The following is an 18,163-nucleotide window of genomic DNA, read 5'->3' on the forward strand; positions in this document are numbered from 1 at the left end:
GGCAGATCTGCCTTAGTCGTTTTTGACGTAATATTCGCCGGTCTTAGGATCTTGAACCAATGTACCATGTGCACGGTTACGCGCTTCCTTTTCCGCCCGGCGCACACGCTCGGTAACGCGTACTGCCTCACGTTTGAATGAGCGGTAGCCGTACCACGCGGCGGCGAGGATCAGTAACAGGAATATGAGCTGGGGCATAGCCTGGTCCTTCGGCTTGTACATAAGCCCGAACTTGCCTGTCCAGGATTATGAGGGTGCAGTCATCTAAGGTGATAGCTCACCATTCTTGGCAGCATATCATGGTCAAAGCATGAAATTCAAAGTCCGTATCGCGCCCAGAGTGCTTTTTCTTCCGCAACAGATAATAAACCTTCACCTAGATTAGCTGCAACAAGCGAGGCGGCGGCCATTTTATCGTTGTTATTCCCGAGGCTTAACTCGATACCCGGAATTTTGCGACCCAACATGCTGCGTTTGGGCTCGATAAGCTTAAGACGAAGTTTTTCGCCATAAATTTTGCGCAAAAAGCTCCGCATATCACCGATACTGTCGATAAGCCCAAGCTCTTTGGCTTTCAGCCCGGTCCAAAATAACCCGGTAAAAAGATCTGGATCATTGGCAAGTTTCGCGCCCCGCCGGTTTTGAACCATATCGATAAAGATCTGATGGATTTCGAGCTGCAAGGATTTAATCCGCTCTACGTCCTCTTCTTTTGCCGGCTGAAATGGATCAAGCGTTACCTTATTTTGTCCGGCTGTGTAGACACGGCGTTCGACGCCGATTTTTTTGAGCAATTCCGGAAAGCCAAAAGACGCCGAAACCACCCCGATGGAACCGATAATCGATGACGCATCGGCGATAATCTCATCGCCAGCCAAAGCAATCATATATCCGCCAGATGCAGCAGCATCCTCAACGAAAATAAAAACCCGTTTTTGATGTTCGGAAGCCAGATCGCGAATGCGATTATAGATCAAACGTGATTGGACCGGAGAACCACCCGGCGAATTGAGAGAAATCGCGACAGCAGGCGAGTACTTATCGGTGAATGCTTTCTCAAGAACTTCCGCGCTCGATGCAAGCGACAGCGCCGGGCGCAAAGATGATCCGCCAGACATGATAGCGCCATGTAGGCGCACGACCGGAATTTCCAAATCCACATTACGAAAACGGCGCGGAATAAAGCGATTAAAGTGTCGGAACAATGCGACCTCCAGCAAAATTTCTAAGCGTTATGTAGATATTGTTTCCGACAACAAAAGAACAATGCCCGGAAAAATTCCGGGCATTAGGATTAGCTTTTTTTGGTAGATGAAATAAACCTTAGCAACAAATAGCCACAAACTGCCGAAAGGCCGGAACCGGTCAAAACACCGATTTTGGTTTCCGCTTGCAGCAATTCGGACTGGAATGACAAAAGTCCTATAAAAATGCTCATGGTAAAACCAATTCCGCACAATATAGCGACGCCATAAATTTGCATCCAATTGGCATTGAGCGGCATTTGTGCCAGGCCAGACTTGATCGCAAGCCATGCAGCACCGAATACGCCGATCTGCTTGCCCACGAAAAGGCCCAGCATAATACCCAGTGGCAATGTATCGAAAATGATTGATGGGCTCATACCCGCAAACGAAATACCAGCATTGGCAAAGCCGAACAGCGGCACAACGAAAAACGCAACTGGTTTGGCCAGCGCGTGTTCAAGCGTGCAAAGAGGCGAATTATCAGTGTTTGTTTTTTCTGACGATGTATGAAGCGGGATCATTAATGCCGTCACAACGCCGGCAACCGTAGCGTGAACGCCAGAATTCAGAACGAAGTACCAAAGAATAACGCCGCCGATCAAATAGGGTAGCAGCTTATAAACGCCCATACGGTTTAGGATAAACAATCCGCCCGCCGCTATAACAGCACCTGCTAAATAGCCCGTTGAAAGCTCTGCCGTATAGAAAATAGCGATGATAACCACTGCCGCCAAATCGTCGAGAATCGCAAGAGTGGCCAGAAAGATTTTAAGGCTTGAAGGCACGCGTGAGCCAAGCAGCGACAAAACACCCAGAGCAAAGGCAATGTCAGTGGCAGACGGAACTGCCCAGCCTTGCACCTTTTCCGGATCGTGAAAGTTAAATGCGATATAAATTAATGCTGGGACGATTACGCCTCCCGTCGCCGCAACACCGGGCAGGATGCGGCTTGGCCAAGTGGCAAGCTGGCCCGTGAGAAATTCGCGCTTAATCTCCAGCCCCACCAGTAGGAAGAAAATCGCCATCAAGGCATCATTGATCCACAGCCCGACAGTCAAAGGCCCGATATAAAACTGTAAAGTACCGAAATAAGCGTCGGATAGAGGTGTGTTGGCGACGATCAGAGCCAGAACTGCCGCAGCCATAAGAACAATACCACCGGCAACTTCGCTATCCATAAATTGACGCAGGGTTGATACGGGACGGATAGGTTTCGCGCTATGGTTCATCGATTTGCATTCTCAATATTTTGATTGGGACCCAGGTTTTGCAAGAAAATTATTAGAAGGCATATTGGCTTGGTACCGTCAGCGCAACCCAAAAGGCGTAAAAAGCGAAGCCTGTCCATTATTGATTGCATGTGCCCGAGGCGTAAATGCATGTCCTTCATCAAAATGAAGAACCAGCGGCGGCATCATAGACAATGCCGCGCGGCTTCCCCGAGTGCCGGTAACCACGATGCGGATGGCGGGACTGCCGGATCGAGGGTGGACGGGCAGGATCTTCAACCCGCCAAACCGTCCGGCAAGAGCAGCGAGGATCTGCTGCAAAGATGTCGGGCGGGCAATAATGCCAACACCGCCCCCGGGCTTGATGATCGCCGAAGCGGTGCGCAACCATTGTTCGAACATGCCCTCCGGCATGACATGTGCTTCCGCTTTGAGTGGGTCCGGGGTCGAGCGATCTTTCGGCTCATTGAAAGGCGGATTCATAATGGCAAAATCGAAACTGCGATCGACTAAACCAGCATCATTGCGCGGCTTGCCATTCAAAGTGACATCGGCTTCCAAAATCTCCACGCGAGCAGAAAGTTTAGAATTTAGCGGATGCGCGATAGTTTTACGCGCAAATTCCACCATCAGGCTCGACCGTTCGACCAAAACCACTTTCGACATTTTGCAGCGCGCGGCAACGGCAAGCCCAGCGGCTCCCGCCCCGCTGCCAAGATCTGCCAAACGTCCGGAAAAATCGTCGGGAACGGCGCTTGCTAAAATCATCGCATCAATGCCGGCGCGATGCCCTTTTAAAGCGGGCTGAACGAGGTGAAATGCGCCGCGATGAAATACATCCAGCGTTTCTTCGATGCATTCTGTGGCCGGGCATTCTGTGGCCGGATCGGCAGTATTATTTCCCGTCATTGCGTAATTCGTGTTCCAGACCTGCATCGATCAAATAGGCTTTAGCTTCTTCCAGTCGATCTTCTTGAACCAGAAAACGACGCGGTAAAATGCCAAGCGACCCCTCAAGGACGCTCATATTGGCATCGGCAATGAAATAAACGATTCCCGCTTCTTTCATCAAGGATTCAACCACTGACAACAAAACGGAATCATTTGTTCGCATAAGTTCGATCATTTCGACACTGTGTAACCAATAGACCGCATTGACAACTGCTTCCTTCAATGATGAACAGGCGGCGGAATTTTGGAGGGATTTCATCGCAATTGGATGATAAGCAGCTTGAGCAATCTCATCCGGTAAAATAGGGTGAGGATTGTGATATGGCTATTCGATGCGGTCAAAAGCATGCATGAGAATGCCGGGAGTAATGTATCAGGGTCTGATTGGAGATTGGACTCTGAAAGCCGTAGCTTCGGAGAAATGTGTTGGGTGTGGTGCTGAAACTGGATGGGAACGATAAACGGGAAGGATCGGTGCAGCCATTGGTTGACCTGACCAAAGCCGATATGGGTCGGGTCAATGAGATGATCCTGGCACGCGCCGGCTCTGATGTCGAAATGATCCCTGAAGTTGCCAATCACCTGATTTCTTCAGGCGGCAAAAGATTGCGCCCAATGATGACATTGGCAGCTGCACGCATGTTTGGTTACGAAGGCGACAGCCATGTGCGTCTGGCAACCGCAGTTGAATTCATGCATACCGCAACTCTTTTGCACGATGATGTGGTGGATGAGAGCGATTTGCGGCGTGGCAAAAGCACCGCCCGCATGATTTGGGGTAACCAGGCCAGCGTTCTGGTCGGTGATTTCCTGCTGGGGCAGGCCTTCAAAATGATGGTCGATGTCGGATCTCTTGATGCGCTGGACGTGCTTGCAACTTCCGCTTCGGTGATCGCCGAAGGCGAGGTCATGCAGCTTGCGGCAGCTAAGAATATGGAGACGACAGAGGATGATTATCTTGCTGTCATTAAGGCTAAAACCGCCGCATTGTTTTCCGCCGCCGCCGAAGTAGGCCCAATTGTTGCAGGATCAAAAAAATCCGACCGCGAAGCGTTACGCGATTATGGCCTATATCTTGGACTGGCCTTCCAGCTGGTTGATGATGCGCTAGATTATGGTGGCTCGGCCACGGATCTGGGCAAAAATACCGGCGATGATTTCCGTGAGGGAAAAATCACTCTGCCTGTTATCCTAAGCTATCGTAAAGGCACGGAGGAAGAGCGTTCTTTCTGGAAACACGCCATTGAAGATGGTGCAAGCGACGATGCATCCTTGCAAAAGGCAATTGAAATTATGTCCCGTCACGGGGCTATTGCCGAGACGGTGCAGCGCGCGCGCGACTTTGGCGAGTTGGCACGCAATGCTCTCTCGCCCTTGGAGGATTCGGCTTATAAAGATGCATTGATTGAGGTGGTGGATTTCTGCATTAGCCGCGTTAATTAAGTCCTTTGAAAAAAGCGGCAGCCACGCCGCTTTTTTGTGTTTCCATCCTAAAAAGGCCATGCTTTCGCAGCCAGTTGAAAGCGGGGCTGAGGTGGATCAAAGCATGATGGGGGCGTATATTGGGAACTGAAAGAGGATCGGCTTCATGCGGCAAGGGTTGAAACATTATCGTGTTTTTGGATTGCTGCTATCGCTTCTTGCGGGGGTTGCGCTTCCAATTGACGGAGCCTTAGCTAAGACCGCGCCGGATGACATTTCGCAAGTGCGTACAGGTTCATTTGCAGGTGCCTATCTTGCGGCGCGCACTGCCGAGACCGAAAACAATCTTGACGCTGCGGTCGATTTTTATCAGCAAGCCCTTTCTTACGATCCCGACAATTCAACTGTCCAACAAAGTCTGCTTCTCGCATTATTGACCGAAGGCCGGTTTGAAGATGCGCTTCCTCTCGCCGAAAAGCTAAGAGACGTTCCGGAAATTGAGCGCTTCTCACGCGTTGCATTGGCAATCGACGCGATTTCCAAAAAACAATATGCCAAAGTCAGCCCGTTGCTGATGCTCTCCTTACAATCCGAAATGGATATGTTGGCAACCGCCTTGATGGAGGCCTGGACCGAGCTTGGCCGTGGCAACCCGAAAAAGGCATTGGAAGATGTTCGTGCCATTGAAGGGCCGGAATGGTTTGCGCTGTTTCGCACCTATAATGCCGCGCTGATCGCTGACATTCTTGGCGATAAGCAGACTGCGCGCAATTTATTCCAGCAGGCTGTAGATGACCGCCCGGGCGGGAGTGCTGCGCCGGATACCTATGAACGTATCATCATGGCCTATGCCTCTTTCAAATTACGCCAGGGAGACAAGGAAGGCGCAATTAAACTGCTCAAAGAAGCAGAGGAATTGCTCAATGGTCGCTTGACCATTGCTGAATTGCGCCGTCAGATTGAAGCGGGCCGGGAGCTTCCCCGTCTCGTTGAGACCCCTCAGCAAGGTGCAGCCGAAGTGCTCTATACGCTCGGCACTGCCATTAATCGCGGCGGTGCAGAAGCTTTTGCCAAGCTTTATCTGCAACTCTCACTGCCATTGCGGCCTGATGATGATGCAACGCTTTATCAATTGGGGGATATTTCTGCGAAATTCCGCCAGCCGGAAAAAGCGATCTTTTATTATGGTCTCGTGCCAGAAACCTCGCCCTATCGCCGCGATGCTGAAATGCAGCGCGCATTAAATCTCGCCGATAATGATGAGACGGACGAAGCGGTCGCACAGCTCGAAAAATTGCTTGAGCGGGATAAAACTGAAATGCGCACTTATCTGGCGCTAGGTGGCGTTTACGCACAAAGCAAAAATTTCGCCGAAGCGGCCAAAGTGTATGACGCTGCAATTGCCCTGATAAAAACGCCAGAGCGCAAGGATTGGCCGCTTTTTTATCAGGCGGGCATTGCCCATGAGCGTCTGAAAGAATGGGATAAGGCCGAGCCAAATTTCAAGAAAGCGCTGGAGCTTTACCCCAATCAACCGCAGGTGCTGAACTATCTGGGCTATTCTTGGGTAGATATGGGTATCAATCTGGAAGAGGCACTCGATATGATCCGCAAGGCTGTAGAACTACGGCCGCAGGATGGTTATATCGTCGATTCTCTTGGTTGGGCCTATTACAAGCTAGACCGCATTGATGAGGCCGTCACTGAGCTTGAAAAAGCAGTCAAACTTCGGCCAGAAGATCCAACAATTAATGACCATTTGGGTGATGCATATTGGCGGGCGGGCCGTCAACTTGAGGCAACATTCCAATGGAACCATGCCATTGCTGGCAAACCTGAGCCAGAAGAACTGGCAAAAATCGAAGAAAAGCTGAAAAAAGGCTTGATCGACGATCAGACGAGCTTGCAGGCACCTGCCCAAAAAGCGGAAAATACGACCCCGCCCAAAAGCCATTCTGAATGAAGGGCTTACCAAAAGCAGAACCTAGAAAACAAACATAGATAGTGGTTGTGGCTGCTTACATTCTGGCTGGTTTAGCTTGGTTTTGCTAAGCGCCTGTCAGCAATTATAACGCGATGATTTCCGGTATTTCCTCTTCGGCTATGAGCTCGTAGGAAGGTTTTTCCGGTTGAATCTCCTTTGCCGCCTTCACCCAAGATGCCTGCTGGACCTTTTCTTCTACGGGTAATTTCAAAGCGGATTTTAACGGTTTGCGAGCCGTTATTGCACGCTTCTCCTCTAGATGTGGTCTAGCCATCCGCCTCTTTTTCTGGACCGGCTTGGGTTTTTTCTTATGTGCATTGGATATTTCATGAAGGGAGGCAAAAATATTCCGTATTATCGTTATTTTTGATGGTTCTTCATCAAATGAAAATCCGAAAAATGAAAATTCCTCCGTCGGATTTTTACCGGAAGAGCTCGGATAAACTGCAAAATCTATATTTTGTAGTCCAAAATCGAGCCCGAAATGTTGGACGGCATCAATTGGAGTGGGCCCAGGACCGAAAGTCATCAAATTACTTAAAAAACCACTTAGAAAAGTGCTTTGGACCGACCCCGCAGACATAATGATGATCGTATTCTCTACGTCGCCGACAAATGTATATAGGTCCGCATAATCGGGCGGGGGCTCTCGATAATAATAGAAATTTGCCATTTATTCTCTGAAATTTTTTTATAAATAATTTCAAATTGCCTTTTGATAAGAAGTTTTATTTAAGTGATTCCGCCGTAATAATGCGGGAGCCGACGCTTCCAAAAAGATCACTATATTTGATATTTTTAGTTTGTTGAAACCTGTGAATTTTTCCTTCCCAAAGGTTGAACCTGTCAATCGAGTTTTTGCCAATCTACAGCAAGGCCAAAGATTGGCTTTGAACTTTTTCCTTTATGCAGATGGCACGTGGCCTAAACTGTGCATCGGATCGGGCACCGGACGCTTAGGGCAGGGACTACGAAACTATCCGGGCTCATAATTTCGATAATGCTCAGGTAGCACTATAACATTTCAAGGCCCAGTTCTTCGATTGTTGTCATTTCTTCGGCCGTAGCGGTAGCAGTAGCAGCAGCAGGATTAGTGACAGTGGGCTGTATTTCTAAAGCGGCTTTAGTCGTTGCCTGCGCGCCAGTTATTTCTGATTTGGGCTTGTAAAGACTCCATGTGTCAGGATCTGTCTCCCACGGAGGTTCTACTGGCTTGCCTTTGTTCCAGAATTGAACATTGCTGCTAATTTTTTCATTGTTCCGGTTTCTATAAAGGTAACGGAGTTCTCTTGAAGTTATGCTCGTTTCTTTCGTACCAATTAGATCGAAGCTGACAGTCTTTTCTTTTGTGACAACTTGCTTCATATCGATGTCATCTAATACGAAATTGACGTGGATGTCATTTTCGCTAGCCCAGCCAAGGCCAGCTTTGCATTTTCTTCCCAATACGAGTGATTCATGCTCATAAACCCACCCATAAGGCCCCTTCATGGAGAAATCGGATTGTATAGAGCTATATTTTTCATGATCAGATATGTATTGTATAAAATCCTCGTTTTTATATGATATACTTTCCGGGTCTGTTTTAAAAGATAGCTCTTTATTAGTAATACGATAAGAGTCTATATTGTTACGGCTACTAAATATTTTAAAGGGCTCCAGTTTCCGATAGGACATCCTTACGTTCGCGAGGCCGTACATAAGATCAGTATCCCTGAGGGTCGGAAATGCATCAAAAAAAAATGGCATAGCTTTTCCTTTTTGAACATTAAGGGTGACCTAATTTACCGGCTAGGGGAACGGCAAAAAACTGGGATTTTTACCGGCTTGATACATCGGGCCGACCATTGTTTCGAAGAATGTTAGCCTAATATTTCAAGGCCCAGTTCTTCGATTGTTGTCACTTCTTCGGCCGTAGCGGTAGCAGTAGCAGCAGCAGGATTAGTGGCAGTGGGCTGTATCTCTAAAGCAGCTTTAGTCGTTGCTTGTGCGCTGGCCATTTCTGATTTGGGCTTGTACTTGCTCCAAGTCTCAGGATCTGTCTCCCAGGGAGGCTTCACAGGTTTGCCTTCATTCCAGAACTGAACGTTATTACGAATTTTTTCATTGTTCCGGTTTCTATAAAGGTAACGGAGTTCTCTTGAAGTAAAACTCTTGGCCATCGAACTTTCGGATGTTTTGTCAACAACTTCGTTCATGTCGATTTTATCTAATACGAAATTGACGTGAATGTCATTCTCGCTAGCCCATCCAAGCCCTGCTTTGCATTTTCTTCCCAATACGATTTCCGGCTCTGCATAAACCCAACCTATATATCCATTTACGGACCTAACTGACTGTATAGAACTATATTTTTCATGATTAGATATGTATTGTATAAATTCGTCGTTCTTGTATGATATTTTTTCTGGGTCGCTTACGCTTGCGATTTCGTTATCAGTAATATGATAGGAATCTATTGTGTTTTGTCCCTTGAGGCTTCGAAAGGGCCCGGTATTCCAGTACTTGTATCTTTCTTTCCAAAGGCCGTATATAAGATCGGTTTCATCTAGAGTCGGAAAACCATCATAAGAAAATGGCATTTGCAATCTTCCTTTCTGAAAAGAAAATGAGATTGATTGTATCGTTCGGTAAAGTGATAAAAAGCTGGGGTTTTTTACGGGCTATACACATATGGGGGCTGTCTTACCGACCTGCCGGTCAGCAGTAGAATGCAAGTCAAGCTTGACCCTGCCGTGCTGACAAATTAGACCGGGCCATCATTTCAATTACGAGGCCTGCACGGTGTCCACTACGTTGCCAGCACATTTGCATCCCACCCGTTCCTTTCAGGGATTGATCCTGACGCTCCATAATTATTGGGCGGAACATGGTTGCGCGATCCTGCAACCCTATGACATGGAAGTGGGGGCGGGGACGTTTCACCCGGCAACGACGCTCCGTTCGCTCGGCCCCCGGCCTTGGAAAGCTGCCTATGTGCAACCATCGCGTCGGCCCAAAGATGGCCGCTATGGCGAAAACCCCAACCGTTTGCAGCATTATTACCAATATCAGGTGATCATTAAACCTTCGCCGCCAAACCTTCAGGAACTCTATCTTGGTTCACTCAAGGCGATTGGTCTTGATCCAACGCTGCATGACATACGCTTTGTCGAAGATGACTGGGAAAGCCCGACGCTGGGCGCATGGGGACTTGGCTGGGAATGCTGGTGCGACGGCATGGAAGTGTCGCAATTCACTTATTTCCAGCAAGTTTGCGGCATTGAATGCTCGCCTGTCGCAGGCGAACTCACCTATGGTTTGGAGCGCCTCGCCATGTATGTGCAGGGCGTCGACAATGTTTATGACCTGAATTTCAATGGCCTCGAAGGCGAAGAAAAGGTCACCTATGGCGATGTCTTCCTGCAAGCTGAACAGGAATATTCGCGCTATAACTTCGAAATGGCCAATACGGACATTTTGCATCAGCATTTTATTGATGCCGAACGCGAATGCGAAGCTATTTTGAAAGCCGGCAGCACCGGCGAGAAATCACTGCATAAATGCGTTTTCCCCGCCTATGATCAGTGCATTAAGGCATCTCACGTTTTCAATCTCATGGATGCGCGCGGTGTTATTTCCGTAACAGAGCGTCAAAGCTACATTCTGCGTGTACGCAATCTTGCACGCCAGTGCGGTGAAGCATTTCTGCTGACCGATGCTGGTGGTTACAACTACAAGAAAGAGGCGCTCTAATGCCAGACTTACTGCTAGAGCTATTCTCAGAAGAGATTCCTGCCCGCATGCAGCGCAAGGCTGCTGGTGACCTGAAAAAAATGATTACGGATGGCTTGGTTGATGCCGGGCTGACCTATGAAGCTGCGACCGCTTATTGGACCCCGCGCCGTCTTGCACTGGATATCCGCGGGCTGACAGTGCGGTCCAAAGACGTGCATGAAGATATTAAAGGGCCGTCAGTTTCAGCGCCCGAACAGGCAATTGCAGGCTTCTTGCGCAAGGCTGGGCTGACCGATATCAGCCAGGCGCATATTCATTCCGACCCTAAAAAGGGCGATTTTTACGTTGCGCATCTGACCAAGCCAGGCAGGGCAGCCGAAGATATTATTGCTGAACTTGTGCCAAAAACTGTGCGCAATTTCCCATGGCCAAAATCTATGCGCTGGGGCGCGGCTTCAACAAAATCAACCAGCTTGCGCTGGGTGCGCCCGCTGCAATCGATCTTGTGCACTTTTGGCCCCGAGACAGAAGAAACCACAATTATCGAATTCGATATTGATGGCATAAAATCCGGCAACACCACCTATGGCCATCGCTTTTTGAGTGATGGCGAACCTATTCACGTGCGCCGTTTCGACGATTATGTTGAAAAGCTTGAAAAGGCTTTTGTGGTGCTGGATGCAGAGCGTCGCAAGGAAATGATCTTGCAAGATGCGCGCAATCTGGCTTTTGCATCCGGTCTTGAAATGGTCGAAGATGACGGGTTGCTTGAAGAAGTCGCGGGTCTCGTCGAATGGCCCGTGGTGCTGATGGGCGAATTTGAACAGGAATTCCTTGAAATTCCGCCAGAAGTTATTCGCCTGACCATCCGCGCCAATCAAAAATGTTTTGTCACCCGCAAACAGGGTGAGACCGACGCGCTTTCCAACAAGTTCATTCTGGTTTCAAATATCGCAGCCCGTGATGGCGGGGCCAAAATCGCTTATGGTAATGGCAAAGTTGTGCGTGCTCGCCTGTCAGATGCGCTCTATTTCTGGCACACAGATCAAGGGGATTTGCCTGATCTTGATAGGCTGGTCCCATCGGCTGAGAAGTTCGGCCTTGATCTGAAAAAGCCGCTCGATCAGCGCATGGCGCGACTGGATGCGCTCAATGTGACTTTCCACGCCAAGCTGGGCACGCAAGGCGAGCGCGTTGAGCGTATTCGCAAACTTGCGGCCGAAATCGCGCCGCTGGTCGGTGCTGACCCAGAGCTTGCAGCCCGCGCTGCTATTCTCGCCAAGGCCGATCTAACGACCGAAATTGTGGGTGAATTCCCCGAACTTCAGGGCGCAATGGGCCGTAAATACGCTCTTCTTCAGGGTGAAGATGAGGCAGTAGCTGCCGCTTTGGAAGAACATTATAAGCCGCAGGGCCCTTCGGATTTCGTACCCAAAAACCCGGTTTCTGTAGCCGTTGCATTGGCTGATAAGCTCGATACGCTGGTCGGTTTCTGGGCTATTGACGAAAAGCCCACCGGCTCGAAAGACCCATATGCGTTGCGTCGTGCGGCGTTAGGGGTAATTCGTTTGCTGCTGGAGAATGATATTCGCGCTGAGCTTAATCAAATCTGTGCTCTAGCATTGCAGCAATATCCGCAGGTTTCGGGCGAGGAAAGCGCGAATGTTTTTGCAGATCTTCTTTCTTTCCTTCACGACCGTTTCAAAGTCTATTTGAAGGATGAAGGTGCGCGTTATGATGCGATTGATGCGGTGCTTTCGCCTGAGGCTGATAATCTGCTCTTGGTTGCGCGTCGTCTGGAAGCGTTGATCGTTTTCATCAATGAGGAAGACGGCAAAAACCTGCTCGCAGGCACCAAGCGCGCTGCCAATATTCTGGCTGCGGAAGAAAAGAAGGGCACTAAAATCGCCCAAAACGTCGATCCAGCATTGCTCAAGCTTGATGAAGAAAAAGTGCTGTTTGATGCCGTAACGCTGGCTGCTCGCGAAGCGGAAGCTGCCATTGCAACGGAAGATTTCAACGGTGCCATGCGGGCGCTGGCAAAGCTGCGCGGCCCTGTCGACACATTCTTCGAAAATGTGCTGGTCAATGATGAGGACGAAAATATCCGCGCCAATCGTCTGGCCTTGCTCAGCCAAATACGTGAAGCCACCGGCAAAGTGGCCGATTTCTCAAAAATCGCAGGCTAATCCGGAAAGGGCGCTCTTTAGCGCCCTTTTTATTGACGGTTCATTCCTATCGGGCATCAACTCGCGGTTAGGCCCGCTTGCTCAATTTGCGACATTTGTGTAGCTACAGCTAGTATCAACCGACAGGCGAAGCCTTTGACCGATATCGTTCAATTTGATGACAGTGCTATTTCGCGCGCAGTGGAAATTCTGCGCGAGGGCGGACTTGTTGCGATTCCGACTGAGACCGTCTACGGACTTGCAGCGGATGCAACCAATGGCCAAGGTGTTGCGGGCATATTTGCCGCCAAAGGTCGGCCTCAATTCAATCCGCTCATTGCCCATGTTGCCGATATTGAGATGGCCGAACGCTATGTGCGCTTTGATCCACTCTCGCGCAAGCTTGCTGAAACCTTCTGGCCGGGTCCGCTGACTATCGTATTGCCCATTATAATGCCCTTGAACGAGGCTCAAGCAATGCCGCCAATTCATCCGCTGGTGAGCGCAGGGCTTGATACATTGGCGGTCCGTATGCCGCAGGGCCGGGTGCGTGATGTTATAAAGATTCTTGATCATCCGCTGGCCGCACCCAGCGCAAATAGATCGGGGCGTATCAGCCCCACTTCTGCCCAGGCAGTTATGAACGATCTTGGCGAAAAGATTGATTTGATTCTAGATTCAGGCCCCTGCGGTGTCGGTGTTGAATCGACCATTATCAAAGTTGAAGGCGAAACCATTCATCTTTTGCGCCCAGGCGGGCTTGCGGCAGAAGACATTGAAGCGCTGATGGGCAAAAAATTAAAGCGGGCTGAACATGCTGCCGCCATTCAGGCTCCGGGCATGATGGCGTCGCATTATGCACCAAGAGCCGCAATGCGACTTAGGGCAACTGAAGTTTTGCCCGGTGAAGTGCTGTTGGCATTTGGCCCTATCCGAGCAAAAAATGCTGATCAGGCTAGCACTATGCTCAATTTGAGTGTCGATGGAAATTTACGAGAAGCGGCAAGCAATCTTTTTGATTTCATGCGCAGGCTGGATGCGAGCGGTGCTGCCACAATCGCCGTTGAAACAATACCGTCTGAGGGGCTTGGCGAAGCGATCAATGATCGGCTGAAACGCGCCGCAGCGCCTCGTGACCAATAATCTCCCGAAACAATGTCCGAAACCACGCCCGAAACCACGTCCGAAACAACGTAATGACTGATGCAAAGAGAAATACATGCTGGACCCTGCACTGATCGAACGCTTTAGTGCCATTGTTGGTGAAAACAATGCGCTGACCGCCACCGACGATATCGCGCCATATCTTATTGAGCAGCGCGATCTTTATAATGGCCGCACCCCTTTGGTATTGCGTCCGGCATCAACGCAGGAAGTGGCGCAAATCCTCAAACTCGCCCATGAAACCAACACGCCAGTGGTGCCGCAAGGTGGTAATACCGGCCTTGTCGGCGCACAAACGCCTGACGAAACCGGCACAGCGATCGTCTTGGCGTTGGGGCGCATGAATAAAATCCGCAGCCTCGACCCAATCGGCAATCTGGTTACGGTTGAAGCAGGTGTTATCCTCAAAAACTTACAGGACGAAGTTGAAAAGGCGGACCGTCTGTTTCCGCTATCGCTTGGCGCTGAAGGTTCGTGTCAAATTGGTGGCAATCTTGGTGCCAATGCCGGTGGCACAGCCGTGCTTGCCTATGGCAATATGCGCGAGCTTTGCCTTGGCGTGGAAGTGGTGCTGCCCAATGGCGAGATCCTCAATGATCTGCGCTACGTCAAAAAAGATAATACAGGCTATGATCTCAAAGACCTGTTTATTGGGTCTGAGGGCACGTTGGGCATCATCACCGCTGCTGTGCTGAAAATCTTCCCGCAGCCAAAGGGCAAGGGTGTTTCCTATGCCGGTCTGCGCTCACTGGATGATGTGCTTCGTCTGTTTCAGCTGGCGACTGAACATGCAGGCCCGTCGCTTACCGGTTTTGAACTCATGCCCCGTATGGGCGTTGAATTCACCATCCGCCATGTCGATGGCGTACGCGATCCGCTGGAAACCCCGCATGATTGGTATGCACTGATCGATATTTCATCGTCACGTTCAGAGGAAGATGCGCGCACAACCCTTGAAACTATTTTGGGCGAGGCTTTCGAAGCGGATATTCTGCAAGATGCGGCTATCGCTGAAAGCGTAGCGCAGGCGCATTCTTTCTGGAAAATGCGCGAGGAAATGTCTTGGGCGCAGAAGCCAGAAGGCGGCTCAATCAAGCACGATATTTCGGTTCCGGTTGCTTCGATCCCGGCTTTTATTAAGGAAGCGGACGCAGCAGTGCTGGAAATGGTGCCAGGAGCGCGAATTGTTTGCTTTGGCCATATAGGCGATGGCAATTTGCATTATAATATTTCGCAGCCAATTGATGCGGATAAGGAAGAATTTCTTTCCCATTGGGGAGAAATGAACCACCGCATTCACACAATTGTTGCGTCTTATGGTGGATCGATCTCAGCCGAACACGGCATCGGCCAGCTTAAACGTGACGAGCTGGAATATTTCAAAGATGCCCAGGCGCTCGATCTGATGCGCCGTATCAAACAAGCTATTGACCCGAAAGGCATTATGAATCCGGGCAAGGTGCTGTAAATCAACATGAATTGAGTTGCGAACGGGCGGTACATAACCGCCCGTTTTATTTAGTAAACGAGAAATTTATAAGAATTACCGATTTCCTACACCTGGTTGTAATCTGCTAACCAAATGAAAAAGCAGGGAAAAGTTAACCCAACTCATTAAGGTGCCCGTTAGGTACTGCGCTTATTCTCTATCTCAACAAAGAGCAAAAGCTCGCAATGAGAAGCCGGACCACCGGCTCTTAAAGAGACAGAGGCGTTGAATATGATGAGCAAGGGACTGAAAAAGCCCGAATGGGCTAGCCAGGAATTACGATTAGATCCGTTTCGTTTTCCGCAAGTGGTAAGCTACGCAATGGAAGATGGCCGGACGGACGTAACCTTTACGATCAATGAACGCGGCGCAGTGATCCGGCAGGTTTTGCCTTCCAGTGGACTACCGATGTCTATTGCACTGCCGATTAATGCTTTCAAAGGCGTTGTGGCCAGCGCTGTTGAAGACGAATATGGCGAAATCACCGTCACACTGGAACTCATGCATGAAGACCCGCAATTATCGGTTCCACTTCTGGTGGCGCATGATTTGACAGATGTTGCGGCCGATTGGCGGGCATGGGCGCAGGCTTTCAATCTGCCCATGATGTTAGTGGAGGAAGATGGTGTTGCGCGGCCACTTTACGAAAGCACTGGGCCTGTTCAAAACGGCGAGCCCGTTGCCCGTCGTCAGGGTCAAGAGCCACGCCGCCGCCGCCCACGCTTCCTGGCCCGCCGTAAAACCGGCTCACTGGGTGTGCGCATGGTAATCAAGGGTACGGAAATAATCGCCAGAAACTAAATGGCGGGAAGAAGTTAACGGCAATGATCAATAAAAACCATCTCCACGGGGGGGCGTGGAGATGGTTTCTCGCCATGAATAATAAATGTGAACTATTATGATCAGGTCAGTATAAGATTTCACATAATATGCTTTGGCGATGCTCATTAACGAGGGAGGATGAGCGTATAAAAGCATTTGGAGAGTATCATTGGATCCGAAAGTACAATCTCTTTCATCTCCACAATGTGTGCTATCATAGTGGAATAATGATAAAATTCTATCGCAACAAATAGTGTGCAAATCTAAGGATGCTATTTTAGGGGATGCTGGGTCGCGCTCTAGCAAAGGCGTGGCGGCACTTTGACAAGGCTATTGGGCACAAGGCTATTGGGCCGCCATTCGCTAGATTTTGGCACAGATAATGGCTTGAATAACACTTGCCAGCACTGGCTGACGCCGTTTGGCTGGACACGCCAGCCCATCAGCAAGATTTGCAATCAGCTAGAAAACATTGATGGTCAATCGGTCAGATGCCGATGATTAGCTTTCAATCTTTTCGCGCTCTACGGCGCGCCACCCAATATCCTTGCGATAAAATCCTTCCGGCCAATCAATCTGCTTAACGATTTCATAGACCTTGCTCTGCGCCTGAGCGACCGTATCAGCGATAGCAGTGATATTCAGAACCCGCCCGCCATTGGCAATAAGTTCGCCATTTTTTTCGGCGGTACCGGCATGGAAAATTTTAGCCCCTTCGATACCATCAAATTTTTCAAGCCCGCGAATGCTGCTGCCTTTGCGCACATTGGTGGGATAGCCTTCTGCGGCCATCACTACGGTAAGCGCCGGATTGTCTTTCCATTCGATAGCCACTTCATCAAGTTTGCCATCGACCGCTGCTTTGATGAGCTCCAAAAGGTCGCTTTCAAGACGCATCATCAGAACCTGGCATTCAGGATCACCGAAGCGGGTATTATATTCAATCAGCTTGGGACCATCTTTTGTGATCATCAGCCCAGCAAATAGCACACCTGAAAATGGCGCGCCAATTTCTTCCATGCCGCGCATGGTGGGTTCAATCAATTCGCGCATGGTCCGCTCGACCAGTTCAGGCGTCATGACAGGAGCAGGTGCATAAGCGCCCATGCCGCCGGTATTGACGCCCGTGTCGCCATCGCCTACGCGCTTGTGATCTTGAGCAGAGCCCAGCGCAAGAGCGGTCTTGCCATCACAAATGCAGAAAAAACTTGCTTCTTCACCGTCGAGATATTCTTCGACGACCACTTCCGCGCCCGCTGACCCGAACGCGCCTTCAAAACAAGCATCCACCGCATCAAGCGCTTCTTCAACTGTCATGGCAACCACGACACCCTTACCCGCAGCCAGTCCGTCAGCCTTGACCACAATGGGCGCGCCCTGTTGGCGAATATAGGCTTTGGCTTTGGGCGCATTATTGAAACGGCCATAGGCACCAGTCGGAATATCAAACTGTGCACAAAGATCTTTAGTGAAGCCTTTTGACCCTTCAAGCTGAGCCGCAGCTTTTGACGGGCCGAAAACTTGAATATCGTGAGCGCGAAGATCGTCAGCCAATCCTGCCACCAATGGGGCTTCCGGCCCCACAATCACCAGATCTATTGCGTGATCTTTGGCGAAAGCGATTACCGCCGCATGATCATCCACATTGAGATCGACAAGTTCGGCAAACTCGGCAATGCCCGGATTGCCGGGCGCGCAGTAAAGCTTGGATAGCAAGGGGGAGGCGGAGAGTTTCCATGCAAGCGCGTGCTCGCGACCACCGGAACCGATCAACAGGACTTTCATGCCTTGCTCCCTGGCTGTGATGTAAATAAACGTTTATATAACTCGGGTCTCTATTGCTCCTTGTCGTAATGGGCAAGGGCGCTTAGCAATTTTTTCAACAAAAGCGCAGTGGATGGTCCATTGTGTCACCCATTCTATTGAAATCTACCCTATATGCGTGTGAGATTTATGTGCGTGTGATTTGA

Annotated in this window: 16 protein-coding genes; 7 read left to right on the top strand and 9 right to left on the bottom strand. The window is 49.8% G+C overall.

Annotated features, from left to right (window positions below):
- Positions 1-12 precede the first annotated feature (12 nt).
- The 5 genes from C7374_RS02745 to C7374_RS02765 form a co-directional block, all read right to left on the bottom strand.
- Entirely contained in the window at positions 13-198 is a 186-nt protein-coding gene (locus C7374_RS02745; protein ID WP_111574258.1) for a hypothetical protein, read from the bottom strand.
- 119 nt (positions 199-317) lie between these two features.
- A complete protein-coding gene (locus C7374_RS02750) occupies positions 318-1,205 on the bottom strand; it encodes a S49 family peptidase (RefSeq protein WP_111574059.1) in 888 nt (295 codons plus the stop codon).
- A gap of 89 nt (positions 1,206-1,294) precedes the next feature.
- Entirely contained in the window at positions 1,295-2,476 is a 1,182-nt protein-coding gene (nhaA, locus tag C7374_RS02755; RefSeq protein WP_111574060.1) for a Na+/H+ antiporter NhaA, read from the bottom strand.
- Between the two features lie 78 nt (positions 2,477-2,554).
- Entirely contained in the window at positions 2,555-3,385 is an 831-nt protein-coding gene (locus C7374_RS02760; RefSeq protein ID WP_111574061.1) for a tRNA1(Val) (adenine(37)-N6)-methyltransferase, read from the bottom strand.
- Positions 3,372-3,602, bottom strand: coding sequence for a putative signal transducing protein (locus C7374_RS02765; protein ID WP_111574259.1), 231 nt, complete (start codon positions 3,600-3,602; stop codon positions 3,372-3,374). The genes C7374_RS02760 and C7374_RS02765 overlap by 14 nt, the downstream gene beginning before the upstream one ends.
- A 251-nt stretch (positions 3,603-3,853) precedes the next feature.
- Here C7374_RS02765 and C7374_RS02770 point away from each other — a divergent pair, with 251 nt between their 5' ends.
- Together C7374_RS02770 and C7374_RS02775 are read left to right on the top strand one after the other, a co-directional pair.
- Positions 3,854-4,870 (top strand): polyprenyl synthetase family protein, encoded by a 1,017-nt coding sequence (locus C7374_RS02770; protein WP_111574062.1) that lies wholly within the window; start codon positions 3,854-3,856, stop codon positions 4,868-4,870.
- 145 nt (positions 4,871-5,015) lie between these two features.
- Positions 5,016-6,812, top strand: a complete 1,797-nt coding sequence (locus C7374_RS02775; RefSeq protein WP_111574063.1) for a tetratricopeptide repeat protein — start codon at positions 5,016-5,018, stop codon at positions 6,810-6,812.
- A gap of 103 nt (positions 6,813-6,915) precedes the next feature.
- On the opposite strand, the gene C7374_RS02780 is transcribed toward C7374_RS02775, so the two are convergent.
- The 3 genes from C7374_RS02780 to C7374_RS02790 all read right to left on the bottom strand — a co-directional run bounded on the left by C7374_RS02780 (position 6,916) and on the right by C7374_RS02790 (position 9,415).
- Complete coding sequence (locus tag C7374_RS02780; RefSeq protein ID WP_111574064.1) at positions 6,916-7,506, bottom strand: hypothetical protein; 591 nt, start codon at positions 7,504-7,506, stop codon at positions 6,916-6,918.
- 341 nt (positions 7,507-7,847) lie between these two features.
- Positions 7,848-8,582 (bottom strand): hypothetical protein, encoded by a 735-nt coding sequence (locus C7374_RS02785; protein WP_111574065.1) that lies wholly within the window; start codon positions 8,580-8,582, stop codon positions 7,848-7,850.
- 113 nt (positions 8,583-8,695) lie between these two features.
- Entirely contained in the window at positions 8,696-9,415 is a 720-nt protein-coding gene (locus C7374_RS02790) for a hypothetical protein (RefSeq protein ID WP_111574066.1), read from the bottom strand.
- 226 nt (positions 9,416-9,641) lie between these two features.
- On the opposite strand from C7374_RS02790, the gene C7374_RS02795 reads away from it, so the two are divergent.
- The 5 genes from C7374_RS02795 to C7374_RS02820 all read left to right on the top strand — a co-directional run bounded on the left by C7374_RS02795 (position 9,642) and on the right by C7374_RS02820 (position 16,172).
- The gene (locus C7374_RS02795; protein ID WP_111574260.1) at positions 9,642-10,568 is read left to right on the top strand and encodes a glycine--tRNA ligase subunit alpha; all 927 of its coding nucleotides are present in this window, start codon (positions 9,642-9,644) and stop codon (positions 10,566-10,568) included.
- Positions 10,568-12,739 carry a glycine--tRNA ligase subunit beta gene (gene glyS, locus C7374_RS02800; protein ID WP_111574067.1) on the top strand — a complete coding sequence of 724 codons (2,172 nt, stop codon included), beginning with the start codon at positions 10,568-10,570 and terminating at the stop codon, positions 12,737-12,739. Before C7374_RS02795 ends, glyS begins: the two co-directional genes overlap by 1 nt.
- A gap of 135 nt (positions 12,740-12,874) precedes the next feature.
- Entirely contained in the window at positions 12,875-13,861 is a 987-nt protein-coding gene (locus C7374_RS02805) for an L-threonylcarbamoyladenylate synthase (protein ID WP_111574068.1), read from the top strand.
- A gap of 76 nt (positions 13,862-13,937) precedes the next feature.
- Complete coding sequence (locus C7374_RS02810; protein WP_111574069.1) at positions 13,938-15,350, top strand: FAD-binding oxidoreductase; 1,413 nt, start codon at positions 13,938-13,940, stop codon at positions 15,348-15,350.
- 252 nt (positions 15,351-15,602) lie between these two features.
- Positions 15,603-16,172 (top strand): DUF6101 family protein, encoded by a 570-nt coding sequence (locus tag C7374_RS02820; RefSeq protein WP_111574070.1) that lies wholly within the window; start codon positions 15,603-15,605, stop codon positions 16,170-16,172.
- Positions 16,173-16,694: 522 nt separating this feature from the next.
- On the opposite strand, the gene purD is transcribed toward C7374_RS02820, so the two are convergent.
- Positions 16,695-17,978, bottom strand: a complete 1,284-nt coding sequence (gene purD / locus C7374_RS02825) for a phosphoribosylamine--glycine ligase (RefSeq protein ID WP_111574071.1) — start codon at positions 17,976-17,978, stop codon at positions 16,695-16,697.
- Between the last annotated feature and the right edge of the window lie 185 nt (positions 17,979-18,163).

The organism is Falsochrobactrum ovis (assembly GCF_003259955.1).
In the GTDB taxonomy this organism is placed as follows: domain Bacteria; phylum Pseudomonadota; class Alphaproteobacteria; order Rhizobiales; family Rhizobiaceae; genus Brucella; species Brucella ovis_A.